Source organism: Bradyrhizobium niftali, assembly GCF_004571025.1.
In the GTDB taxonomy this organism is placed as follows: domain Bacteria; phylum Pseudomonadota; class Alphaproteobacteria; order Rhizobiales; family Xanthobacteraceae; genus Bradyrhizobium; species Bradyrhizobium niftali.
The window spans coordinates 41,604-66,443 of record NZ_SPQT01000039.1; the positions used below are offsets into that span (position 1 = coordinate 41,604).

The window sequence follows — 24,840 nt, forward strand, 5'->3', positions numbered from 1 at the left end:
AGCTTCGAATCGAGCGACAAGAACAGCATGAGCGACTGGCTGCACAATCTGCCGCTGCCCTTGATGGCGCTGGTGATCTTCGGATTCACCTATTTGCTCGCCGGGGCGATCTTCGCGGGCATCGCACTTGTCGCGACCGGCGAGCGCGCCAAATCGCTGAAGGCGATCTCGCCGGGCATGCTGCCGGTGCTCGGCATCATCTTCGGCCTGTTCGTCGCCTTCACCGCGGCGCAGGTCTGGGGTGACGGCGACCGCGCCGGCGCTGCGGTGAGCCGCGAGGCCAGTGCGCTGCGAAGCGCCGTGCTGCTGGCCGCAGGCCTGCCGGCGGAGCAGGAGACGCGGCTGCGCGGCCTGGTCCGCGACTATGTCGGACAGGCCGTGACAGTGGAATGGCCGATGATGGCGCATCAGGCGGTCTCGTTGAAAGTCACGCCGCCTGCGCTTGCGGAAGCGTTGCAGCTCGTCATCGCGATGACGCCGCAAGGCACGGGGCAGGCGAATGTGCAGCGCGAGCTCATCGCAGCGCTGGAGCAGGCGCTGGATGCACGGCGGCAGCGGATCATCGTCAGCCTCGCCGCAGTGAACCCGGTCAAGTGGTGGTGCCTGTACCTCCAGGCCGTCTGCGCGCTGCTGGTGATCGGCCTCGTTCATTGCGACAACCGCCTGGGATCGGCGATCGCTATGGGCCTGTTCGCGACGGGAGTAGCCACCTCCGTCCTGCTCATCGCCGCACATGACCGGCCCTTCGCCGGCCAGATCTCGATCCAGCCGGAGCCGCTGCTCCAGATCATGCCGGCGGCAGCAAAGAGCTAGCGCGCGAGCGCTCCGTCAGGCCTCAATAGCAATATCGGGGATCGACCGGGACGTAGCGTCCGTCGGGGCGCTGCATGTAGCAGCCGCGCTGATAGGCGTAGTAGCCGGAGCGGCGGCGCTCGCCCTCCGAGGCGATCGCGGCGCCCGTGCCGGCACCGACGACGGCGCCGATTGCTGCACCGCGGCCGCCACCGATCGCGCCGCCGAGGATCGCCCCGCCGACACCGCCGATGATCGCGCCGCCGACGGCATCCTGGGCCGCCGCCTCATGCGCCGGCATCGCCAACGCAACCGTCAGACACGCCGCGATCCCAAGACTTCCAATGCGAAGACCTCGAAGCATGCTCGCCCTCCCCTGTGCTGAGCTGTGTCATAGCGCCGCAAGCGGATTCGAGCCAGACAAATTGCCGGCGCCGCAGCTGGAACGCGCCGCGATGGCGCCGGGGGCGCTGCGCGACGGCAGCCCAGACCGTACCGTGTGCGATGCACATGCAGGCCGTCGAAAGGTCAGGGCTCCATCCAGCGCTGCACGGCCTCGGCGGTGTCGGCGGGCGTGGTGTTGAAGCAGATCGCCGCATTCGGCGCCAGGCGGTGGACGAGGTTGAGCACCTTCTCGAACAGCAGCAGGCGCGCCTTCGGCTCGCGCAGGCCCGCTCCGATCACGATGCAGTCGAAGCTCTCGTCGCGCAACGCCGCCGTCACCGCGGCTTCGGCCGCCGCGTCGACATCGATCAGGCAGCTCGTGACGTGGTAGCCGAGATCGCGCAGACGCAAGAACTGCGCCTCGATGTAATTGCGCACGAGCTCCGGCGTCAGTTGCGGGAATGCGCTGTAGTCCGCAACGCCGGGTTCGATGCCGATCGCGAGGACGCGCTTGGCCATGCAAGCCTCCTGGGCAAGCCTCCTGACCGCGTACGTTGCTAACGGGCGGAGGCTCCCGCGGGTTCCCTCATTGTCGGACGCCCTGCGATGCCGGTCCCGCCGCCCATTTTCCCGCTGGAGCTGTAAGCCATTTCACATGCGCCTAGCCGGCAACCTGCCACATTTGCGCCGATCACGCTGGAGTCACGCCCCGATCACGGGGCCTGGTTCACTCTGACTTTCATATAATTTCGATAATTCATAATTTTTCGGGAGCGGGAAATGGTCTCATTCGAGAGTCTGAAAGGCGAATACGAGCGAAATTGGTCCAGTCTTGAGATCCGGCCTTCACGCCTTGCCGACGCCAACGCGGTCGCCCGCAAGGCGATCAACGGCAAGGCGACCTATCAGCAGATCGAGCGGCTGACCGGTGTTCCCTGGTTTTTTGCCGCCCTCTGCCACTATCGCGAGTCCAATTTCGATTTCGACACCTATCTCGGCAACGGCGAGTCGATCCATCGCGTGACGACCATCGTTCCGAAAGGGCGCGGCCCGTTCGCCACGTTCGTGGACGGCGCCGTGGACGCGTTCAGAATTGAAAATTTCATCGGCGCCCAGGACTGGGGCATCGCGCGGATGCTGTTCCGGCTCGAGGCGTTCAACGGCTTCGGCTATCACGCCAAGGGCTGCAATTCGCCCTATCTCTATGGCGGCTCGACACTGTACGGCCCGCCCGAGGCGAGGGGCGGCAAATTCGTCCGCGACCACGTGTTCGACTCGAACCACGTCGATTCCCAGCTCGGCACCGCCGTGATCCTGCATGCGATGATGGCGCTCGATTCCTCGATCACCCTCGACGGCAGCCCGCAATTCGTGGGCCGCGCCGAGCCCGAGGACGACATCGCCTCGACGGTCGTTCTCATGCAGCAGGCGCTCAACAAGCTCGGCGCCAATCCGCCGCTTGCGGAGGACGGCATCAGCGGACCGAAGACCAGGGCTGCGGTCTCGCAGTTTCAGCAGCAGAACGGCCTGAGGGATACCGGGCTTCTCGACGGGGCCACGGTCGCCGCCATCACGCGCGCGACGCAGTCGGGCACCGCCGGGCAGACCGGCGATCTGTCCCAGGCCCTGAAGCGGCTGGAGGACCTCGCGCAATTGCTGCGACCGTCCGCCGGCGGCGTAACGCCGGGGACGACGACACCGGGCAACACGCTGCCCGCCACCGCCAACGACCCGATCAGCCTGTTTGAACGGCTCTTCTCCCTCATCAACAAGACGGCGCCCATGCCAGGACCAGTCACCCCGACCAATCCCGCCCCGGTCGATCAGCTGAAGCAGGTCGTCGACCTGCTCAGCGCCCTGCTCAACAAGGACGGCAAGCCCGTGCTCGGCCAGGTCAACGGCGCGCTCGGCGAGACCATCGGCAAGCTGCTCGACGGCAAGAAGACGGCACTCGGCATCGGCGGCTCGGTGCTCACCGCGCTGCTCTCGTCGGTGACGGCGACCCCCAATGCGGGCGGCATTGCCGGATTGCTCGGGACGATCGTGTCGGCGGTGCCGGGGCTCGGCCAGTTCGCGATGCCGATCTCGCTGGCACTCACGGCCTGGGGCGTGCTCGGCAAGCTGGAGAAGTGGGCGCAGGGCACCGCGCCGCCGCCGAAGCCGACGACGTAATCTGCGGCCATCCTTCGAGACGCCCGCCTACAGCGGGCCCTCGGGATGAGGTCGCGTTTCGCGGCGAGATATCAGCCCTCATGGTGAGGAGCCCGCCAAAGCGGGCGTCTCGAACCGTTTCAGCGCGCCTCAAGCCATGCCGCCGGCATCGGCAATGTCTGCCGCACGTCGTTCCATCAACCCGCGCTCGCGCGCATTGGTGGCAAGACGGGCGGCGGTCTCGAACGAAACCCGTGCCTCGGCGAAGCGGCCGAGCTTTTGCAGAAGGTCGCCGCGCACGGCCTGAAGATGGTGATACGTCCTGAGCGCCGGCTCGCCGGCGATCAGATCCACGAGATCGAGCCCGGCCTGCGGCCCTTCGGCCATGCCGAGCGCGACCGCGCGGTTGAGTTCGATCACGGGCGAGCGCACCAGCGTCGCAAGCTGGCCATAGAGTTCCGCGATGCGCCGCCAGTCGGTGCTTGCGGCTGTCTCCGCGGTGGCATGACACGCGACGATGGCTGCCTGCAGCGTGTAGAACCGGCCGGCACCGCCGAGCGCGCGCGCGCGATCCAGCGCCCGAAGGCCGCGGGTGATCTGCAGCCGATCCCACAGCCCGCGATCCTGGTCCATGAGCAGGATGGGCTCGCCATCGTGGTCGGTGCGGGCATGCATCCGCGCGGCATTCAGGTCCATCAGCGCCATGAGACCGTGCACCTCGGGCTCGAGCGGCGCGAGCCCGACCAGCACCCGCCCCATACGCAGAGCCTCGTCGCAGAGCTGCGGCCGCAGCCACTCCTCGCCGCGTGAGGCCGAATAGCCCTCGTTGAAGATGAGGTAGACGACCTCGAGCACCGAGGCGAGACGCTCGGAAAGCGCCTCGCCGCTTGGCGTTTCGTAGGTGAGGCCCGACCGCGAAAGCGTGCGCTTGGCGCGGACGATGCGCTGGGCGATGGTTGCCTCCGTGACCAGGAAGGCGCGCGCGATCTCGTCGGTGGTCAGGCCGCAGATCATGCGCAACGCCAGCGCCGCGCGGGCCTGCCGCGGCAGCAGCGGGTGGCACGCCGTGAAGATCAGCCGCAGCCATTCGTCACCGATGTCGTCGTCGAGGGCGGTGTCGAAATCGGGCATCGCGTCCTGTTTCTGCATCAGGTCGTGCGTCAGCAGGTCCTGCTTGCGGGAGAGCATTTTCTCCCGGCGCAGATGATCGAGCGCACGGCGCTTGGCTGTCGCAACCAGCCAGGCGCCGGGATTATCCGGCACCCCGCTGAGCGGCCAGGCTTCCAGCGCAGCGACCAGTGCGTCCTGGGTCAATTCCTCCGCGAGCGTCACGTCCCGCAGCATGCGCGACAGCGTCGCGATCAGCCGCGGCTGCACGACGCGCCAAGCTGCGTGAATCGCGCGATCGATGTCGGCGGCCGTCATCGCCGCCGACCAGAGCCCTTTCCGTTCCGACGGAATCGGAACGGGGCTCTAGATTCTTGTTTTGACGCGTTTTCTTTACGCGAACCGGTATCCACTTCGCTCGAAAACGCTCTAGGACGAGCGGTGGTGTCCATCAGGCGTGGGCGGCGACCCTGGAATGCGCGTCGATCTCGCACGCCACGTCGACACCCGGCGTCGCGAATGCCCGCAATTCGCAGGTGCCATCCCATCCCGGCATGTGATCGAGATGCAACTGCATGAATTCCTTCGCCATGGCCAGGGCTTCCGCCTTGTCGCGCAGCTCGAAAATGGCGTAGCCGCCGATCACTTCCTTGGCCTCGACGAAGGGGCCGTCGATGACGCTGAGCTCGCCGTCGACGATCTTCACCCGTGCGCCGGTCGCAAGCGGCATCAGGCCGCCGTTGTCGAGCATTCGACCGGCCTTGATCTCCCGCTCGGATATCTTCTGCATCGCCTCCGCCAGTGCCGGGGACGGGCCTGCCATCGGCTGGCTGGAGGTCACGATGTACATGAAGCGCATGGAAAAACTCCCTTGGCGCGAGCAGCGACCGCTCCGGCCCCAAACCGGCTCGCTATGGATGTGACGATTGAGCCTCGGCCAAATCGACATCCCCGGGAGAAATTATTGCCGCAGCATGATCAGGGGATCAGCGGTATCGGGAACGCGCCGCCACTGCGCGTTGTCGTCGGCCTCGAACTGCCAGATATCGCCTGATTTCGACATCAGGATGATCTGGCCGCGTTCGAGCCGCCATTGCGTCGGGTTGAACTGCGCGATCGCCGCATCGCATCTCGGCTTGAGGAAGACCTGGAAATTGTCGGGCCCGGCCTCGGTATTGGTCAGCGTCAGCCCGCAGACCGGCTGGCCGTTGCCGCGCACCATCGACCAGTCGCCGATCATCTGGTCCATCGACTTGGCCATCGAACGGGCGGCGGCGAGGTCTTGCAGGATGTAGACGCCCTCGCCCTGCCGCAGCCCCTCGAAGATGCCGGCCTCGACCTCGGTGAAGTCGATCACCGCTTCACCGGTCGCATCCTGCAAGCGAACGATGTCGAGACCCCTGACGCTCCAGGCGACGATGTCCTTGGTGAAGGGCAGCGCGGTCTTGCAGGCCGGCTCCAGCTCCAGCTTGAAGCCCTGGCCGGCGGCGTCGGCCTTCATCGTGACGACGCAGGTCTTGCTGCGCTCGGTGGTCGAGAGCTCCCACTGCCCGGGCATCTGCTTCTTCAGGGTCGTCGCATCCTGCGCAAGCACAGGGCCGAGCGCGGCGACACATGCCGCGATGGCCAATGCAACGACCCGAAGAACGGTCATCAGCGCCCCTTGAACGGCGTTTCCGCAACCGGGGTCAACGGCGCCTTGCCGGCGAACCAGGCCTTGAGATTGTCGACGACGAGCTGGTCCATCGCGTTGCGCGTCACCACCGAGGCCGAGCCGATATGCGGCAGCAGCACGACGTTCTGCATGCTCTTGAGCTCGTCCGGCACGCTCGGCTCCGCCGCGAACACGTCGAGGCCCGCGGCGAGGATGGTGCCGGACTTCAGCGCCTGCACCAGCGCCGGCTCGTCGACCACCGAGCCGCGTGCGACATTGATCAGCACGCCGCGCGGGCCGAGCGCCTTGAGCACCTCGGCATTGACCATCTTGTTGGTGCTGGCACCGCCGGGCACGATCACCATCAAGGTGTCCACCGCCTTCGCCATCTCGATCAGATCGGGATAGTGCTTGTAGGAGACGTCCTTGGACGGGTTGCGGGAGTGATAGACCACCGGCACCAGCGACGCGTCGAGCCGGCGCGCGATAGCCTGGCCGATCCGGCCCATGCCGACGATGCCGACCTTGCGGTCGCGCAGCGAGCCGACGCTGAGCGGATAGTTCTGCGTCTGCCAGAGCCCGGAGCGGACGTAACGGTCGGCCTTGATGAACTCGCGAACGGTGGAGATCAGGAGGCCCATCGCGACGTCGGCGACCTCCTCGGTCAGCACGTCGGGCGTGTTGGTGACGATGATGTTGTGCTCGGCCGCGTATTTGGCGTCGATATGGTCGTAGCCGACGCCGAAGCTTGCCACCATCTCGATCTTGGGCAGTTGCGACAGCGAGTCCTTGTCGGCGCGCACCGTGTGATAGGTCACCGCCACGCCGCGGATCTTTTCACGGATCGCGGGTGTCAACCGCTCGAGGTCGCCTCGCGTCTCGGCCCTGTGCACGACGAAATGATCGGAAAAACCGTTCTCGAGGATCGGCCGCACCGGCCCATAGATCAGAAGGTCGATCTTTTCGGACGAAATCGAACCGGCGGTCATCAATTTTCCTTTCCAAGCGCGCTTTCATGCCAGCGCCGTAAAACGAGGTGGGAAACTAGCGCCAGCACCCCATAGATGACAATCCCGGCCAGCGACAACAACAGCAGCGCGGCGAACATGCGGGGTATGTTCAATCGGTAGCCTGACTCGGCGATCCTGTAGGCGAGCCCGGAGCCGGCGCCGGCCGTTCCAGCCGCGATCTCGGCCACGACGGCGCCGATCAGCGACAGCCCGCCGGCGATGCGCAGGCCGCCGAGGATATAGGGCAGCGCCGCCGGCAGCTTCAGGAAGCGCAGGGTTTGTGGTGGCGAGGCGCCATAGAGCTGGAACAAACCGGCGAGGTTGCGGTCGACCGAATTGAGCCCGAGCGTGGTGTTGGAGAGCACCGGGAAGAAGGCGACGATGAAGGCGCAGACGACGACCGCGGTCTGCTGCTCCAGATAGATCAGGAGCAGCGGTGCAATCGCGATCACAGGCGTCACCTGGAGCACGACGGCGTAGGGGAACAGCGAATATTCCACCCATTTCGACTGGTTGAACAACAGCGCCAGCGCGATACCGCCGACGCTCGCCGCCACAAATCCTTCGAGCGTGGTCAGAAGCGTGGTGACGAGCGATTGTGACAGCACCGCCCAGTCCTTGATCAGCGTCAGGAAGATGACGGAGGGCGCCGGCAGCACGTAAGGCGGGATCTCCCTGATGCGGACCACGAGTTCCCAGGCGAGAAGCCCGGCCGCAAGCACGATGACGGGAAGCACGAAGCGCACCGCGCGGTGCGCGCCGGACGGCCCGGCGGTGACGGAGGGCTGCGCGCTCATAGCGCCGGTTGCCCCGAATAGGACGGCGCCAGCGCGGCCGACACCTTCCGGCAATAATCCGAATAGGCGGCCGAGGTGCGAAACTCCTCGGTCCGCGGCTCGACCGTCTCGATGCGGATGTCGGCCTGGATCCGGCCCGGCCGCGCCGTCATGACCACCACGCGCTGCGACAGATAGACGGATTCGAACACCGAATGGGTGACGAAGATGACGGTCTTGCGCAAGGCCCGCCACAGCGCGAGCAAATCGTTGTTGAGGCGGAAGCGCGTGATCTCGTCGAGCGCCGCAAACGGCTCATCCATCAGGAGGATATCGGGATCGGTGACGAGCGCGCGCGCCAGCGAGACCCGCATCTTCATGCCGCCTGACAGCTCGCGCGGATAGGCGTCGGCGAAATCGGCAAGCCCGACGCTCGCCAGCGCTTCGTCGGCGCGCGCGCGTGCGTCCGCTTTCGGGACGCCTGCGAGCTTCAAGGGCAGCCGCACGTTCTCGCGCACGCTGGTCCAGGGCATCAGGGTCGGCTCCTGAAACACGAAGCCGATGCCGTGACCCGGCTGTGCAGGTCCCTCGTGACGCGCCATCCGCACGATGCCGGACGACGGCGCGCTGAGCTCCGCGATCAGCCGCAGCGCGGTCGACTTGCCGCAACCCGACGGCCCCAGCAGCGAGATGAACTCGCCCTTGCGCACGGCTAGATCGAGCGGCCCGAGCGCCATGACGCCGTTGTCATAGACCTTCGTCACGCCGCGCAGGCTGACGGCGAGTGCCGTCAGGCTGGCCTCGACTCCGGATGAGGTTTTGCGCTCTACCATTGAGCGCTGGATGTGATGTGGTGGGATCGATCGGCAACCTGCACCTCTCCCCAGCGGGGAGAGGTGAACCGCGCCGCGACATATCGATCTAACTCCGGCATGCGTTACGGCTTGGTCGGGCGCAGCTCGACGCCGACGCCCTTGTTGACGAAGCGCAGCGTGTAGGACTTGCGGAAATCGAGATCGGGCTTCACCACACCCGCCTTCACCATCTTGTTGAAGAAGGAGGTGTAGCGCTCGTCGCTCATGGCGCCGATGCCGTTCTTGAGCGACTCGCCGGAATCAACGATGCCGTGTTCCTTCATCTTGGCGACGGAATAGGCCAGCAGATCGTCGGTCATCTCGGGATTGAGCTGCTTGATCATGGCATTGCCGGCAGAATTGTCGCGGTAGATGTAATTGTACCAGCCGATCATGGAGGCATCGACGAATCGCTGCACCAGATCGGGCTTCTTCTCGGCGATGTCGCGGCGCGTCTCGATCAGGGTCGAGTAGGTGTTGAAGCCGTAATCGGCGAGCAGCAGCACGTTCGGCTTGAAGCCGGCGGCCTTCTCGACCGCGAAGGGCTCGGAGGTGACGTAGCCCTGCATCGCGCTCTTGGGATTGGCGATGAAGGGCTGCGGATTGAAATTGTAGGGCCGGACGTTCTTCTCGTTGAAGCCGTATTCGGACTTCAGCCACTGGAAGTAGCTGGTCATGCCTTCCTTGGAGACGAACAGGGTCAGCGGCTTGAGGTCCTCGATCTTGGCGACCTTGGCGTCCGGCTGCGTCAGCATCACCTGCGGATCCTTCTGGAAGACCGCGGCGATGGTGACGACGGGGACGTTGTTGGCGACCGCGTCGAACGACATCAGCGTGTTCGCGGCCATGAAGAAATCGATCTTGCCGGCGATCAAGAGCATCCGGTTGTTCTCGTTGGGACCGCCGGGGACGATGGTGACGTCGAGCCCGTACTTCTTGTAGGTGCCATCGGCGACCGCCTGGAAGAAGCCGCCATGCTCGGCCTCGGCGACCCAGTTGGTGCCGAAGGTGACCTTGTCCAGGGTCTCGGCGCGCGCCGGGACGACCGAAACCAAAGCGGCCATCAAGCCCGCCGTTAACGCTCGCCGCAGATGAGAGAGGCTCATGATGGGACTCCGTCGATCGTGGCTGGCCGATGCCAGTCCAACGCGATAAAACCGCAAGACATCGGGGACGCGAGCCGGCCAGGCCCGCGTCCCCTCCATACCCCAAATTACGTGACAAATTCGGGCAAAGAAACCTCCAAGGACAACTTGATGACGCCGTCCCGCGACTGGACCGAGATCCGCTGGGCCGATGCCGGCCCAACGGACGCGGCGCGCTGGATCGCGGTGCTGCCGCTGGCGGCGACCGAGCAGCACGGGCCGCATCTGCCGCTCGTAACCGACGTGCTGATCGCCGACGCCTATCTGGCGCGCGTGCGCGAGCTCTTGCCCGCAACCGTTCCGGCCAGTTTTCTCCCCGTCGAACCGGTCGGGATTTCCACCGAGCATATCGACTATCCGGGCACGCAGACGCTGCCGAACGACGTGGCGCTGAGGAAGTGGACCGCGATCGGCGAGGAGGTCGCGCGTCGCGGGGTGAAGAAGCTCGTCATCATCACCAGCCATGGCGGCAACAGCGCGGCAATGATGCTGGTCGCGCAGGATCTGCGCGCACATCACAAGCTGTTCGTAGTGACGACGTCCTGGTCACGGCTGTCGGGCGCGGACAAATTGTTCCCGGCCGAAGAGGTGCGCCACGGCATTCATGGCGGCGCGGTCGAGACCTCGATCATGCTGGCGCGCTATCCCGACCAGGTGCGGAAGGATGCGATCGCGGATTTTCCCGCGAGCAGCGTCGCGATGGAGACGCAGTATCGCTGGCTGTCGACGCAGCGGCCCGCGCCGTTCGCCTGGCAGGCGCAGGATCTCAACGCCAGCGGTGCCATCGGCAACGCGACGCTGGCCGTGCCGGAGAAGGGCGAGCGATTGCTGGATCAGGGTGCGCGCGCCTTCTGCGAGCTGCTCACTGAAGTTGATAACTTCGACGTGAACAGGCTCGCCAAGGGCCCTCTCGGCTAACCAACATCCTCCTGGAATCATTGAGGAAAGAACCTCAGCCCGGGGTCGCATCCGCCGTCTTCGAACCGGACGCGGGGAGCCTCCGTCCAACTGGGCACGCGGGCCACAACGGACCGCCTCAACCCGGATGGAGTTTCACATGTCGATCAAGACCAAGATTGCCGCCGCAGCTCTCGCTGCCCTCGCCGTCACCGGCAGCATCGTGTCCACCACCTCCTCGGCCGAGGCCAAGCAGCCCGGCTGGGTCTGGGGTGTGGGTGCCGGCATCGCCACCGCCGCTGTGGTCGGCTCCGCGATCGCCGCCAGCAACGACCCCTATTACTACGGCTATCATCGCTGCGGCTGGGTCGCCCAGTACAACGCCTTCGGCCAGTACATTGGCCGCGTTCGCAGCTGTTACTGATTTGAGTACCTGAGGCCGATCTCACGTGGATCCCGCGTCCGACACGGGCGCCTCATCCACCCCGTGTCGTGCCCCGACCCCGCCCGGCTGTCCCCCCGGGCGGGGTCAACCATTTTAGCGCCAGAACAGCCCAACGGCTTGGCTCAGACTGTCCTTCCGATTACACGTTCCGCGTGTCAGGATACGAATCGGTGACTGAAGGGCGAGCGTGAATTGGCGGGTCTCAATTGGATCGATCCTGATTGCGATCCTGACATCGACACAGGCATTTCCCGAGACGGCGTCACAGCCGCAAACAGCGATCCAAGGCAACAGTCGCCCCGCCGTGGACGTCGAACTCGTGATCGCGGTCGATGTTTCCTACTCGGTGGAGCCGGATGACCTGGCGGCTCAACGCGAAGGCTATGCCAAGGCCATTGTCTCGGAGGAGTTTCTGCGAGCCTTGCGGGCCGGTCCGATCGGCAAGATAGCGCTGAGCTATTTCGAATGGTCATCCACGAATGACCAGAAAATCGTCGTCCCCTGGCGACAGATCGACGGACCGAAAGCGGCCGAGGCCGTTGCAACTGAACTCATGAAGGCCCCGATCCGCCGCGGTGCGCGCACTTCGATTTCGAGTGCGATCAAGTTCGCCATGCCGTTGTTCGAGCAGAACCCATACCGTGGCTCGCGCCGGGTCATCGACATTTCGGGCGACGGTCCCAACAACACCGGCGATCCTGTCGCCGCAGCGCGCGACTCGGCGTTGCAGCAGGGCATCGTCATCACCGGCCTGCCGGTCATGACCAATGCAACGCCCGCTGATCCGACGGACTTTCAGCATATCGACCATATCGACTGGTACTACGAGGATTGCGTGATCGGCGGCCCGGGTTCCTTTGTCGTGCCGGTCACCGATCGCGAAAACTTCAAGGAGGCGATCCGGACCAAGCTGGCTCTCGAGGTCGCGGGCCGCACGCTGAATCAATCGCCTGCCCCTGCCGTGGACAAGGGGCCGCGGGTCCTTTGCACGATTGGCGAGAAGCTCTGGCAGCAGCGTTGGGACACGTACAGTGCGACGAACAAGAATACGCCCCGTCCGGCGAGCAAGGATACGATCCGTCCCGTCAGCAAGGACGACGCGTTGCTCAACAAGAAAATCAAGGGCATCTGCCGCGGCTGCTAGTTGCTTTCCTTAGCCGCCGACCGACCGCCGACCTTCGCGGTTCCCTGTACCCTCGCATTCGTCCTGGCCTTGGACAGGTCTCCAGCAAAGGCCGGGCTCCGCTCGTGCAGTCGAAGGTTCTTGCCTCGTTAGGCAATGTTGCAGCCCCGTCACACGGGGGCTCAATTGCCGTCGCGACATGCCCGGGCCACTCCGGTTGACCGGGTGCATGACCTTCACCTATAGGCGGCGGCTGGATGGTCCCTGGCTTCAACGAGTTCCGAGGACCGACGCAGAGCCAATCTTGCAGCCGACGGGGTCACGTGCATGTTCCAAGCCGTGAGCAGCCAGAGGTCTTCACTGGTGTCCGACCGGACCCCGGAGCGCGCGGCGTTGGCTTCAAGATCCTCGTTCACGAGCCGTTCCGCGCTCTTGCCGATCACGGCGGCGACACTGGCCGCCGCAATCTTCGTCCTGGACACCCTGACGGACCTGGAGATTGCCGCTGCGGCACTCTATGTCGCGGTGATCCTCCTGTCGGTTCGCTTCTGTCACCGGCGAGGCGTGCTGCTGGTCGGGGGAACCTGCGTTGCGCTGACCATCGTCAGCTACCTGTTGACGCGTTCGGGATCGGCCTATTCGGGCGGCATCAATGGCGTGATCAGCCTCGCAGCTATCGCAGCCACAACCTATCTGGTGTTGAAAATCGAGTCGGCGCAGGCGGCAATCGATGAGACCCGCGCGCAGCTTGCCCATGTTTCGAGGGTCACGACGCTGGGCGAGTTGACGGCCGCGATCGCCCACGAGGTCAACCAGCCGCTCACCGCGGTCGTTGCCAGCGGCAATGCCAGCCTGCGCTGGCTCGCGGCAGACCCTCCCGACATCGAAGATGCGAACCGCGCAATCGAACGGATCGTCAGAGAAGCCACGCGCGCAAGCGAGATCGTCGGGCGAATTCGCGACCTTGCCAAGCGAGCGCCGAGCGCAACTTGCTGGTTCGACCTGGCCGAAACCATTTCGGCAACGATGACGCTGGTGCAGGGCCAGGTGAAGCAGCATTCCATTGCACTGCGCACCGCGATCGAGACCGACCTTCCTCTGGTCCGTGGAGACCAGGTTCAACTGCAGCAAGTCATCCTGAATCTCCTCGTCAATGCAGTCGAAGCGCTGGCTGACGTGGGTCCTGGATCACGCGAATTGCGGGTCAGCGCAACGCAGAACGGGCAGGGTGTGGTTGTCACCATCGCCGATACGGGCAAGGGCTTCGGTCCCGACGGTGAGCGCATGTTCGATGCGTTCACCAGTACCAAACCGCAAGGCCTGGGCATGGGGCTCGCCATCGCTCGAACGCTGATCGAAGTCCACGGCGGACGGATCTGGACGGAAGCCAATCAACCCCGGGGAGCGCGGGTCCGATTTCTCCTTCCTCTTCCGGCACCAACACGCGGGACTGGAGCGGATCATCTCGAGGGCGGGAAGCAGAAAAATGACCGATGACCCGATTGTCTTCATCATCGACGACGAGCCGGCCATTCTGGAGTCGCTCGACGACCTGTTTCGTTCCAGCGGTCTGCGCACCGCGTGTTTCCGTTGCATTCCCGACTTTCTGAATGCCAAGCGTCCGGAGGCTCCGGCCTGCCTGCTTCTGGACGTTCGCTTGCCGGGGCAAAGCGGTCTCGATTTCCACGATGAAATGGTCCGGTTGGGCCTTGATCTCCCCGTCGTCTTCATGACCGCACACGGAGACGTTCCGATGTCGGTCCGCGCCATGCGCAACGGCGCGGTGGACTTTCTCATCAAGCCGTTTCGCGAGGAGGACCTGCTGCAAGCCATTCAGGGAGGATTGGCCAGGGATCGGCTGCGGCGGGCAGGCGCGGCAGCCGTCGCTACCCTGAAAGAGAGGTATGACTGCCTGACCGAGCGCGAACGACAGGTCCTTTGGCTGGTCGTCTCGGGGCAAATGAACAAGCAAATTGCAGCCCGGCTTGAACTGAGCGTAATCACCGTCAAGGTCCACCGCGGACAGCTCATGCGAAAGCTCGGCGCGTCCTCGGTGATCGATCTGGTGCGGAAGACGGACATTCTGTCCCGCTGCCTCGGCGGGGACGCGCTGCATTAGGCAACACGGCGGCAGCCGAACTCCCGCCTATACCCCGGTATAATCGCTCTCTTTCGCAGCTCGGATAGGGTTGTCGGCAAGACGCACTTTCTTGCTTTCCATCGCAGGCATTGCGTGTAACGATCTCAGCATGACGGGAGGGCTGCCATGAATTGGCGTGTCTCGATCGGGTCAATGCTAGTCGCGACGCTGATCTCCGTGGCAGCCGCGGCCGCGCCGGGCTCGAAATCCCAGCTCGCCAAAGCCGGCGACGATGCGCCCTCCGTCGACGTCGAGCTCGTCATCGCGGTCGACGTATCCTATTCGATGGACCTGGATGAACTTGCGATTCAGCGCGAAGGCTATGAGCAGGCCGTTGTGTCGAAGGAATTTCTTCAGGCGCTGCGGGCCGGCCCCAACGGCAGGGTGGCGGTGACCTATTTCGAGTGGTCGGCGTCCACCGATCAAAAGATCATCATCCCCTGGCGACTGATCGACGGACCGGAATCGGCGGACGCCGTAGCGGCCGAGATCATGAAGACGCCGGTTCGCCGGGGCTCACGCACGTCGATCTCGGGCGCGATCGAGTTCGCCATGCCCTTGTTCGATGAGAATCCGTACCGGGGCTTGCGCCGCGTCATCGACATTTCCGGCGATGGCCCCAACAACAACGGCGTCCCTGTCGCCGGGCCGCGCGATGCTGCGCTCCAGAAGGGCATCGTCATCAACGGCCTACCGGTCATGGTCAAGGAACCATCCTTCGCGACCATGGATATCGACCATCTCGATTGGTACTACGAGGACTGCGTGATCGGCGGGCCGGGCTCGTTCGTGGTGGCGATCAACGATCGTGAGAAGTTCAAGGAAGCGATCCGCACCAAGCTGATCCTCGAGGTCGCAGGCCGTGTGCCGGAGCGCCGGATCGTACCCACTGCGGACGGGGAGCCGAGGGTTTCCTGTACGATCGGCGAAAAGATCTGGCAGGAGCGGTGGGGCCGATAGCCGCGACGATGCTGAAGGACAGCTTGGTGTCTGCCGGCGCGGACGAGGCCAGCAGCATCTTCAAAGGCAAGATGAGCACGATCGGCGACCGTTCCAACCTTCCTTGAAGTGGACGTGGACGAACCGCGGCGCGGTCATACGCCGCGTACGCGCTTCCGACAGCTATACCCGGGTATAGTCGCGTTTTTGCGCTGCATCAGTAGGGTCGCTGCGGATTTGCGATCAATCGGTGCGTTGCACCGTCGCGATCACGAGGGGATGACCTCATGCCTGCCCGCACCCGCCAGCGCGAACGCATCGATCGGGGTTACAAGTACCTCGCTACCAGCTTGAGGTCCCGTGAGTGCCGCCCGCCCCTTCGAGGATTTGTTGCAACCTCGTCACACAGTGGTGCGAACCATCGTCCGCGGCAATCCGTGTCAGTTGCTATTGCGAATTAATCGCAATAAGGTTTGCAACAGACACGGGGACTTGGAAAGAAATCGCGTCGAATCGAGATCATCTCGGCCGATCGCGTGACCAACCGGAACCTGGTGACAGGATCGCCGCGAATCGGCAGGGATGTCGGTTGCGGCGGATGGGACACATTCGCGTTTTGGGGGCGTGCGTTTTGACGTTGAGAGGTCACCGACACCGGTACTTGCGGACGGCCGCGGCGATCGCCTCGGGCGTGCTGGCTTTTCCGTGTGCAAGCTTGGCAGCCGACCTGCCGCTGAAGGCGCGCACGGCAAAGACCCTTTACGATTGGACCGGCTTCTATGTCGGCGGTCATTTCGGCTACGGCGATGCGAGCTTCGGACCCGGCACCAACCCGCTGCCCTTGCAGGGCGTGATCCTGCCGCCCAGCGCCACCGGGCTCAGCGGCGGCTATCAGCTCGGCTATAATCGCCAGCTCGCCAACCGCGTCGTGCTCGGGATCGAGGCGGACTCCACGTTCAGCGGTGCGCGCGACATCGTCGCGCATGAACGGTCACCGGCGCCGTTCAATACCACGATCGACTATGTCGGCACCGTGCGCGGCCGCATCGGCTATGCTTTCGACCGCTTGATGCCTTTCGTCACTGGCGGTTTCGCCTGGGGCCACACCCACATCAACGTCAACGATGCCGACGGCGTCACCGAGCTGTTCCCGGTCGGCAAATATCAGACCGGCTGGACGGCGGGACTCGGCCTTGAATTCGCCGTCAGCGGCAATTGGACCGCGAAGGCCGAATATGACTACGTCGCACTGTCGCGCCGGACCTACGATCTCAGCGGCTTCGGCCTTGCCAATGTCGATGTCGAACCGCGCGTTCACCTGTTCAAGCTTGGCCTGAACTACCAGTTTGGCGACACGCCCTGGATGGCGCCCATCAATGGCAGGACGAAACTGCCGGAATCCAGCGACTGGAATGTCCACGCCCAGACGACTTTGCTGCCACAGGGCTATGGGCCGATCCACTCGCCCTATGCGAGTCCGCAGAGCCTTCCCGGCAGCGGCCAGTTTCAGGCGACATGGACGACCACGGCCTTCCTGGGCGCGCGGCTGTGGGATGGCGGCGAGTTCTATTTCAATCCGGAATTGGCGCAGGGCTTTGGCCTCAACGGCACGCTCGGCCTTGCCGGCTTCTCCAATGGCGAGGCGCAGAAGGCCGGTGCGCCATTCCCGAAGATCCGTGCGCAGCGCTATTATTTCAAGCAGACCTTCGGCCTCGGCGGCGAGCAGGAGGAAGTGCCGGACGCCCCGAACCAGCTGGCCGGCAAGCGCGATATCGACCGCGTCACGCTGATCGTCGGCCGCTTCGCCGTCGGCGATTTCTTCGACGGCAACTCCTACGCCAAGGACCCGCGCGCCGACTTCATGAACTGGGCAATGTGGTCGTCGGGGGCCTACGACTTCCCGGCCGATCTGCCCGGCTACACCCGCGGCGCCGTGGTCGAGCTCAATCGCAAGGATTGGGCGGTCCGCGGCGGCCTGTTCCAGGTCCCCGATGCGCCCAACAGCGATACGCTGGTTTACAAGACGGGCGGCGCGGTCGTCGAATTCGAGGAGCGCCATTCGATCTTCGAGCAGCCGGGCAAGCTGCGGGTCGGTACGTTCTACAACAGCGGCAATACCGCCAATTACCGCGAAGTGGTCGCGATCGCCGCTGCCAACCCTGCGCTCGACATCAACGACATCACCGTCGCCAACCAGCGCGACCGTTCGAAATACGGCTTCTACGTCAATCTCGAGCAGCAGATCGTCAAGGACGTCGGGCTGTTCGCCCGCGGGAGCTGGAATGACGGCCAGAACCAGATCCTGTCCTTCACCGACATCGACCGCAGCGTATCGGGCGGCCTGTCGATCAAGGGCAGCTTTTGGGGGCGGCCGGACGATACGATCGGCATCGGCGGCGCCGTCAACGGGCTTTCCGCCGCGCACCGCGACTTCCTTGCCGCCGGCGGCACCGGCCTGCTGATCGGCGACGGGCAGCTCAACTACAGTCCGGAACGCATCCTCGAAGCCTATTATGCCTGGAAGCTCAATTCCTGGACGACTATGACGTTCGATTACCAGTTCATCACAAACCCGGCCTACAACGCCGACCGCGGGCCGGTCTCGATCTTCTCCGGACGCCTGCACGCCGAGTTCTAGCCCACCACTTCAGCCCAATCTTCCAGAAGGGCAGGCCGCATGAGACTGCAGGATTTTCGTAGCGCCGCGATCGGGCCGGCGCTCCGTCCCAATGTCTGGGACATCGCCGCACTGATCCTGGTGGTCGGTGCCATGGTGCTGATCGTCTATGGCGGCGAGCAGACCACGGCGCCGCTGTCCGACCTCGAGCGTGCGCCAGTGTCGCTCGATCCGTCCCATCTGCCGCTCTATGCGCTGCGCACCACGATGCGGATGCTGCTCGCCATCGTCTGCTCGACGATCTTCACTTTCATCTATGCCGCGGTCGCCGCAAAAAGCCGGCGCGCCGAGATGGTGATGATTCCGCTGCTCGACATTCTGCAATCGGTGCCGATCCTGGGTTTCCTGACCTTCACGGTCGTGTTCTTCATGAACCTGTTTCCCGGCCAGGTGATGGGCGCCGAGCTCGCCTCGGTATTTGCAATCTTCACCAGCCAGGCCTGGAACATGACCTTCAGCATGTACCAGTCGATGCGCAACGTGCCGAAGGATCTGGAAGAGGCTACGCAGAGCTTCCACCTGTCCGGCTGGCAACGCTTCTGGCGCCTCGACGTGCCCTTCGCGATGCCGGGCCTGATCTGGAATGCGATGATGTCGATGTCGGGCGGCTGGTTCTTCGTGGTGGCCTCCGAAGCGATCACCGTCGGCAACACCACGGTGACGCTGCCGGGCGTCGGCTCCTATGTTGCGATGGCGATCCAGCAGCAGAACCTGGGCGCGATCTTCTACGCGATCCTGGCGATGCTGTTCGTCATCATCGCCTATGATCAGTTGCTGTTCCGCCCCATCGTCGCCTGGGCCGACAAATTCCGCTTCGAGCAGACCGCTTCGGGCGAGGCGCCGACCTCCTGGATGCTCGACCTGTTCCGCCGCACCCGCGCGCTGCGCGCCCTCACGCTTCCCTTCGCCGCAGTGAACAGGATGGTCTCGAATTTGCGCATATCGCTGCCGAAGCTGTCTCCCGCGGGAAGCAACAAGGGGAGCCGCCCCTCGCGCCTCGTCGATGCGCTCTGGGTCGCCGTGATCCTCGGCGGCGCGGCCTATGCCGCCTGGCTGACCTATCGCTACCTCTCGGCCAGCCTCGACCTGTCAGACGTCTTCGTCGCGATCCGCGACGGGATGATCACCCTGCTGCGCGTCATCGTGCTGATCAGCATCGCCACGCTGATCTGGGTGCCTATCGGCGTCTGGATCGGGCTTCGCCCGAAGCTCGCCGAGCGCGTGCAGCCGCTGGCGCAGTTCCTGGCGGCCTTCCCCGCCAATCTCGCCTTCCCCGTCTTCGTCTTCATCATCGTCCACTATGGGTTGAGCGCCAATATCTGGCTGAGCCCGCTGATGATCCTGGGCACGCAATGGTACATCCTGTTCAACGTGATCGCGGGTGCGAGCGCGTTCCCGACCGACCTTCGCGAGGCCGCCGGCAGCTTCCACCTCGGGGGATGGCGCTGGTGGTTCAAGGTGATCCTGCCCGGCATTTTTCCCTACTACATCACCGGCGCGATCACGGCGTCCGGCGGCTCATGGAACGCATCCATCGTCGCGGAGGTCGCAAGCTGGGGCGAGACGCATTTGCAGGCTACTGGATTGGGAGCCTATATCGCCACGGCGACGGAGGCCGGCGACTTTCCGTGGGTCGTGCTCGGTATCGCCACGATGTGTATCATGGTGACGCTGTTCAATCGTCTGCTCTGGCGGCCGCTCTATGCCTTCGGTGAGCGCCGCCTGCGTCTCGGCTGATGAGGAGGGAAGATCATGCTTGACCAGGTAAAGCCATCCGCCCTCGTCGACATCCGCAACGTCTGCCGGTCCTTCCCGAAGGGCAGCGGCGAGCAGCTGCTGGTGCTCGACAAGGTCGACCTCACCATCCATTCCGGTGAGATCGTCGGCCTGCTGGGCCGCTCCGGCTCCGGCAAATCCACCCTGCTTCGGATCATCGCCGGCCTGATGGCGCCCTCCTCGGGCAGCGCGACTTGCCGCGGCGAGACCATCATCGGCCCGCCGAACGGCGTTGCCATGGTGTTTCAGTCGTTTGCATTGTTTCCCTGGCTGACGGTGCTGCAAAACGTCGAACTCGGGCTGGAGGCGCTTGGCATCGACGCCGCCGAGCGGCGCAAGCGCGCACTCGCCGCGATCGACCTGATCGGCCTCGACGGATTCGAATCCGCCTTCCCCAAGGAATTATCCGGCGGCATGCGCCAGCGCGTAGGCTTTGCCCGCGCGCTGGTGGTGCATCCCGACCTCCTGCTGATGGACGAGCCGTTCTCGGCGCTCGACGTGCTCACCGCCGAGACGCTCCGTACCGATTTGATCGATCTCTGGATCGAGGGCCGGCTGCCGATCAAGTCGATCCTCATGGTGACGCATAACATCGAGGAAGCGGTCCTGATGTGCGATCGCATCCTGGTGTTCTCGTCCAATCCGGGCCGGGTTGCGACCGAGATCAAGGTCGACCTGAAGCATCCGCGCAACCGGCTCGATCCGTATTTCCGGCAGCTCGTCGACAATATTTATGCGCGTATGACCCAGCGCGCCGAGCCGAGAGCAGCTTCGATAGAGGGCATTCCCGGCACCGGCGTCGGCATGGTCCTGCACCACGTCTCATCCAACGTTCTTTCGGGCCTGATCGAAACGCTGGCCGCGCCGCCCTATAATGGCCACGCCGACCTGCCCGTGCTCGCAAGCCAGCTCCAGTTTGAAGCCGACGAGATCATTCATCTAGGCGATTCCCTCCAGCTCCTGCGCTTTGCGCAGCTCAGCGAAGGCGACCTGATGCTCACGGACGCGGGAAAGCACTTTGCCAATATCGAGACCGACGCACGCAAGAAGCTGTTCGCCGAGCATCTCGTCACCTACGTACCGGTGATGGGACTGATCCGACGCGTGCTGGACGAGCGTCCTTCGCACACCGCGCCCGCAACCCGATTCCGCAACGAGCTCGAGGACTACATGTCCGAGGAGAATGCGGATGATACGATCAAGACGATCGTGTCCTGGGCCCGCTATGGCGAGCTATTCGCCTATGACGAGCAATCGGAGACGTTCAGCCTGGAGAATCCGGGCTGAAGCCGTCCTCCTGCACCCGCCGCGACTCGCGATTAAGCGGCCCGGATCGCATCCAGGAACTTGCCGACCTCGACCTTGAGACGGCTGCTCTCGCCCGACAATGACCTTGCAGAAGCGAGCACGTTGGAGGAGGCCGATCCGGTCTGGCTCGCGCCGCGCTGCACGTCGACGATGCTGGCGGAGACCTGCTGGGTGCCGCGGGCCGCCTGCTGCACGTTGCGGGAAATCTCTCGCGTCGCCGCGCCCTGCTCCTCGACCGCCGAGGCGATCGCAGACGCGATCTCGGACATGCGGGTGATGGTGTCGCCGATCGCCTTGATGGCGCCGACGGAATCCTCCGTCGCCGTCTGGATTCCCGCGATCTGCTGGCTGATCTCGCCGGTGGCCTTGGCGGTCTGCTCGGCCAGCGCCTTGACCTCGGAGGCGACGACGGCAAAGCCGCGGCCGGCCTCGCCCGCGCGCGCCGCCTCGATGGTGGCGTTCAGCGCCAGAAGATTGGTCTGGCCCGCGATCTGGCTGATGAGCTCGACGACGTCCCCGATCCGGCCGGCGGCCTTGGCCAGCTCGCCGACATGGTCGTTGGTCCGCACCGCCTGCTGCACCGCCTCGCCGGCGACCCGCGCGGAGTCCTGGACCTGCCGGCTGATTTCGTCCACCGACGAAGCCATTTCCTCCGCCGCCGCGGCAACGGTCTGCACGTTGGTGGAGGCCTGCTCGGACGCGGCCGCGACGGTCGCAGTGACCTTTTCCGATTGATCGGCCGTGCTCGTCAGCGTTCCCGCCGAGGCCTCCAGCTCCGACGATGCCGACGCAACGGTGTTGATGACGTCGCCGATCATGGCTTCGAAGTCGCGCGCAATCTGGTCCACGCGCTGGCCGCGACGGAGCCTCGCCTCGGCTTCGACCGCGGCCGCCTCGTCGGCGGCCTTCTTGGCGACGAGCGAATCCTTGAAGTGCCGCAGCGAGCCCGCCACCTGGCCGATCTCGTCGTTGCGGCCCGTCGCAGGGATCTCGACTTCGTGCTGTCCGGCGGCGAGCGTCCCGATCACGTCCGCGAGCCGGCTGAGCGGCGTCACCACGCGGCTGCGCAGCATCATGGTCACGCCACCGAGCGTCCCGAGCAGCGCCAGCACCGCCACGCCCGCGAGGGCGAGCATCGCCAGCGCGCCGTCGCGCGCGGAGGCGGCGCGCTCGGCAGCTTCGGCCAGCGCGGCGTCGCGCACGCCGTAGAACATCTGGATGGCCGGCACGATGACACTGGCCAGCTCATCGGCGTTGACGCCGTACTTGCCGTCGCTACGGGCCGCTGGCATTTCCTTGTCCACGACGAGCGCAGCTTTCCCGAAATAGGAGTCCGTCGCCGCCTTCAGCGCGGTGGCGATGCGGGGCGGGTTTCCGAGCTGGTCGATACCGGCCTCGATGCGCTCGCGGTCGGCTTCGACACGCCCCTGCATACGATCCATCAGCGAGAACTCGGCCACCGCGAGCGGGCGGCGTGCGGTCAGCGCCGGCGACAGCGTGGCGGCGCGGCTGCCGGCCGAGACGCGCAGATCCTGCGCCGTCCGCGCCAGGTTCAGCAACGCCGCAAGCGAGGAATCGGCATTGACGACCTTCGCCTCGAGCCGGTTCATGACCGGTTCGATATTGCCGAGCACCTCGGCAACACCGGGCAGGAAACCCTTGATCGCGGCGCTGTCGCGCGCCGCCAGCGGAACGCTCATCGCGCGATCCGCCGCGATGTGGATCTCCTTCAGCCGCCGCGCGGCACGGTCGAGATGCTCGGCAATCGCTCCGCCGTCATCCAGCACCATGATGGCCCGCCTTGCGTTCTCGAAGGCGGTCTCGGCGGCTTTCGCGGCCTTCGCGGCAACGTCGATCTGGGCCTGCGTCGCAGCGGCTTCCTGGAAGATCGGTCCAATGTAGGGGGCGCGAAGACCGGCGACTTGCTGGCTGACCATCAGGGTCGCACCAAAAGCGTCAACCGTCTTGATCGCGTCGGAGCGGTTCGAGAAGATGCGCGCCTGGGGTATCAGCACCTCGGCGCCGAGGATGACTGCAAAAACCGTCACCGTCAGCATCGACAGCGCGAAGAGCTTCCCGATCCGCATCCTTGGGTCCCCGAACACATTGCTACAAATGTCGAAAACCTAGCTGTCGGCCACTAAGGGCCCGTTAAGCAACGGCCCGTAGTTCCGCGGAGTGCCATAGGCCGCGCGGGGCTGCCGAACGCTGTCGTCGCCGGGTTCCCCGCGGTGCCCGATGCGACAGAATTGCCGGGATTTTCCTCGCAAAATACCTATATCAATGCTTGCGCCGCCATCCGGCCGCACTCGCATACCTCCGGAACATCAATGCTCTCGGTCGAACTCGTCATCGTCGTCGTCCTGATCGTCATCAACGGCCTGCTCTCCATGTCCGAACTGGCCGTGGTCTCGTCCCGCCCGGCCCGCCTCTCGCTGCTCGCGGCCAAGGGCGTGCGCGGCGCCGAGCGGGCGCTGACGCTGGCGGCCGATCCCGGCAAATTCCTCTCGACGGTGCAGATCGGCATCACGCTGGTCGGCGTGCTCTCGGGTGCATTCTCCGGCGCGACGCTCGGGCAGCGGCTAGCGCAATGGCTGGTCGAGCTCGGCCTGTCCGCCGGCATCGCCGACATCGTCGGCGTCGGCATCGTCGTCACGCTCATCACCTACGCCACCCTGATCGTCGGCGAACTGGTGCCGAAGCAGGTGGCGCTGCGCGACCCCGAGAGCATCGCGGTCAAGGTCGCGCCCGCGATGCACGTGCTGGCGCGGATTTCACTGCCGCTCGTCTTCCTGCTCGATCTCTCCGGCAAGCTGATCCTCACGCTGCTCGGCCGCGGCGGCAAGGCCGAGGAGAAGGTCTCGGAGGACGAGATCCATCACCTCGTCAGCGAAGCCGAAAACGCCGGCGTGCTCGAACCCGGCGAGAAGGAGATGATCGCCGGCGTGATGCGGCTCGGCGACCGGCCGGTCGGCGCCGTCATGACGCCGCGCACGGAGGTCGACGAGATCGACCTGAACGACGCACCGGAAGCCATTCAAGCGATCATCGCCAAGAGCCCGCATTCACGCTTTCCGGCCTCGGACGGCGAACGCGACAAGCCGATCGGCGTGCTCCAGGCCAAGGACCTGCTGGTCGCGTTCATGAACGAACGCACGCCCGATCTGCGGGCGCTCGTCCGCGAAGCGCCGAGCATTCCCGCCTCGGCGGATGCCCGCGACGTGCTCGCGATCCTGAGGGCCGCTCCGGTCCATGTCGGTTTCGTCTATGACGAGTACGGCGCCTTCGAAGGCGTGGTCACTGCGGCCGACATTCTGGAATCGATCGTCGGCGCGTTCCATTCCGAGGAAGGCCCGCCGGAGCCGGCCTATGTCAAGCGCGCAGACGAATCGCTGCTGGTCGCCGGCTGGATGCCGGTCGACGAATTCGGCGAGCTGCTCGGCATCGAGCTGCCGCCGCACCATCGATTCTACACCGTGGCGGGCCTCGTGCTGCAACACTTCAACGTGCTGCCCAATGTCGGCGACGCCTTCGACCTCGGCGGCTGGCACATCGAGGTGGTCGATCTCGACGGAAGAAGGATCGACAAGATTCTGGCGAGCCGGAGAGATGAGCAGGCGGCGGCGTGAGTTGCGGGCGCTTGTGTGTGAGAACGCGGGACG

Annotated in this window: 21 protein-coding genes and 1 pseudogene; 12 read left to right on the top strand and 10 right to left on the bottom strand. The window is 64.9% G+C overall.

Annotated elements, in window-relative coordinates:
* The first annotated feature begins 27 nt into the window (after positions 1-27).
* Entirely contained in the window at positions 28-813 is a 786-nt protein-coding gene (locus tag E4K65_RS41420; protein WP_135179001.1) for a bestrophin-like domain, read from the top strand.
* A gap of 22 nt (positions 814-835) precedes the next feature.
* On the opposite strand, the gene E4K65_RS41425 is transcribed toward E4K65_RS41420, so the two are convergent.
* A complete protein-coding gene (locus tag E4K65_RS41425) occupies positions 836-1,156 on the bottom strand; it encodes a YMGG-like glycine zipper-containing protein (RefSeq protein WP_135179002.1) in 321 nt (106 codons plus the stop codon).
* A 164-nt stretch (positions 1,157-1,320) separates the two neighbouring features.
* On the bottom strand, positions 1,321-1,695 hold the full coding sequence (locus E4K65_RS41430; RefSeq protein WP_135179003.1) for a hypothetical protein: 375 nt from the start codon (positions 1,693-1,695) through the stop codon (positions 1,321-1,323).
* 261 nt (positions 1,696-1,956) lie between these two features.
* Here E4K65_RS41430 and E4K65_RS41435 point away from each other — a divergent pair, with 261 nt between their 5' ends.
* On the top strand, positions 1,957-3,348 hold the full coding sequence (locus E4K65_RS41435) for a peptidoglycan-binding protein (RefSeq protein WP_135179004.1): 1,392 nt from the start codon (positions 1,957-1,959) through the stop codon (positions 3,346-3,348).
* Positions 3,349-3,477: 129 nt separating this feature from the next.
* Here E4K65_RS41435 and E4K65_RS41440 read toward each other — a convergent pair whose 3' ends face one another.
* The 7 genes from E4K65_RS41440 to E4K65_RS41470 all read right to left on the bottom strand — a co-directional run bounded on the left by E4K65_RS41440 (position 3,478) and on the right by E4K65_RS41470 (position 9,834).
* A complete protein-coding gene (locus E4K65_RS41440) occupies positions 3,478-4,752 on the bottom strand; it encodes an RNA polymerase sigma factor (RefSeq protein ID WP_135179005.1) in 1,275 nt (424 codons plus the stop codon).
* Between the two features lie 133 nt (positions 4,753-4,885).
* Positions 4,886-5,293: a YciI family protein gene (locus E4K65_RS41445; protein WP_135179006.1), complete on the bottom strand. Its 408-nt coding sequence runs from the start codon at positions 5,291-5,293 to the stop codon at positions 4,886-4,888.
* 102 nt (positions 5,294-5,395) lie between these two features.
* Positions 5,396-6,088, bottom strand: coding sequence for an AprI/Inh family metalloprotease inhibitor (locus E4K65_RS41450; RefSeq protein ID WP_135179007.1), 693 nt, complete (start codon positions 6,086-6,088; stop codon positions 5,396-5,398).
* Entirely contained in the window at positions 6,088-7,077 is a 990-nt protein-coding gene (locus E4K65_RS41455; protein WP_135179008.1) for a 2-hydroxyacid dehydrogenase, read from the bottom strand. Before E4K65_RS41455 ends, E4K65_RS41450 begins: the two co-directional genes overlap by 1 nt.
* Complete coding sequence (locus E4K65_RS41460) at positions 7,077-7,895, bottom strand: ABC transporter permease (protein ID WP_135179009.1); 819 nt, start codon at positions 7,893-7,895, stop codon at positions 7,077-7,079. The genes E4K65_RS41455 and E4K65_RS41460 overlap by 1 nt, the downstream gene beginning before the upstream one ends.
* Positions 7,892-8,707 carry an ABC transporter ATP-binding protein gene (locus E4K65_RS41465; protein ID WP_135179010.1) on the bottom strand — a complete coding sequence of 272 codons (816 nt, stop codon included), beginning with the start codon at positions 8,705-8,707 and terminating at the stop codon, positions 7,892-7,894. The genes E4K65_RS41460 and E4K65_RS41465 overlap by 4 nt, the downstream gene beginning before the upstream one ends.
* Before the next feature lie 104 nt (positions 8,708-8,811).
* Positions 8,812-9,834, bottom strand: coding sequence for an ABC transporter substrate-binding protein (locus tag E4K65_RS41470; RefSeq protein ID WP_135179011.1), 1,023 nt, complete (start codon positions 9,832-9,834; stop codon positions 8,812-8,814).
* Positions 9,835-9,984: 150 nt separating this feature from the next.
* Here E4K65_RS41470 and E4K65_RS41475 point away from each other — a divergent pair, with 150 nt between their 5' ends.
* From E4K65_RS41475 to E4K65_RS41515, 9 genes and pseudogenes are all read left to right on the top strand, one after another.
* Complete coding sequence (locus tag E4K65_RS41475) at positions 9,985-10,791, top strand: creatininase family protein (RefSeq protein ID WP_135179012.1); 807 nt, start codon at positions 9,985-9,987, stop codon at positions 10,789-10,791.
* A gap of 139 nt (positions 10,792-10,930) precedes the next feature.
* Positions 10,931-11,194 (top strand): hypothetical protein, encoded by a 264-nt coding sequence (locus E4K65_RS41480; RefSeq protein WP_167771575.1) that lies wholly within the window; start codon positions 10,931-10,933, stop codon positions 11,192-11,194.
* 208 nt (positions 11,195-11,402) lie between these two features.
* Positions 11,403-12,236, top strand: a pseudogene (locus E4K65_RS41485) (DUF1194 domain-containing protein); the annotation flags it as partial.
* A gap of 429 nt (positions 12,237-12,665) precedes the next feature.
* Positions 12,666-13,835, top strand: a complete 1,170-nt coding sequence (locus E4K65_RS41490) for a sensor histidine kinase (RefSeq protein WP_135179013.1) — start codon at positions 12,666-12,668, stop codon at positions 13,833-13,835.
* Positions 13,825-14,457, top strand: a complete 633-nt coding sequence (locus tag E4K65_RS41495) for a response regulator transcription factor (protein ID WP_135179014.1) — start codon at positions 13,825-13,827, stop codon at positions 14,455-14,457. The genes E4K65_RS41490 and E4K65_RS41495 overlap by 11 nt, the downstream gene beginning before the upstream one ends.
* A gap of 147 nt (positions 14,458-14,604) precedes the next feature.
* Positions 14,605-15,438, top strand: a complete 834-nt coding sequence (locus E4K65_RS41500) for a DUF1194 domain-containing protein (protein WP_135179015.1) — start codon at positions 14,605-14,607, stop codon at positions 15,436-15,438.
* 577 nt (positions 15,439-16,015) lie between these two features.
* The gene (locus E4K65_RS41505) at positions 16,016-18,055 is read left to right on the top strand and encodes a carbohydrate porin (RefSeq protein WP_135179016.1); all 2,040 of its coding nucleotides are present in this window, start codon (positions 16,016-16,018) and stop codon (positions 18,053-18,055) included.
* 39 nt (positions 18,056-18,094) lie between these two features.
* Complete coding sequence (locus tag E4K65_RS41510; protein WP_135179017.1) at positions 18,095-19,831, top strand: ABC transporter permease; 1,737 nt, start codon at positions 18,095-18,097, stop codon at positions 19,829-19,831.
* A gap of 15 nt (positions 19,832-19,846) precedes the next feature.
* Entirely contained in the window at positions 19,847-21,157 is a 1,311-nt protein-coding gene (locus tag E4K65_RS41515; RefSeq protein WP_135179018.1) for an ABC transporter ATP-binding protein, read from the top strand.
* A 32-nt stretch (positions 21,158-21,189) separates the two neighbouring features.
* On the opposite strand, the gene E4K65_RS41520 is transcribed toward E4K65_RS41515, so the two are convergent.
* A complete protein-coding gene (locus tag E4K65_RS41520) occupies positions 21,190-23,265 on the bottom strand; it encodes a methyl-accepting chemotaxis protein (protein ID WP_135179019.1) in 2,076 nt (691 codons plus the stop codon).
* Between the two features lie 243 nt (positions 23,266-23,508).
* Between E4K65_RS41520 and E4K65_RS41525 the strand changes: the two genes are divergently transcribed.
* Complete coding sequence (locus tag E4K65_RS41525) at positions 23,509-24,807, top strand: hemolysin family protein (RefSeq protein WP_135179020.1); 1,299 nt, start codon at positions 23,509-23,511, stop codon at positions 24,805-24,807.
* Positions 24,808-24,840 lie beyond the last annotated feature (33 nt).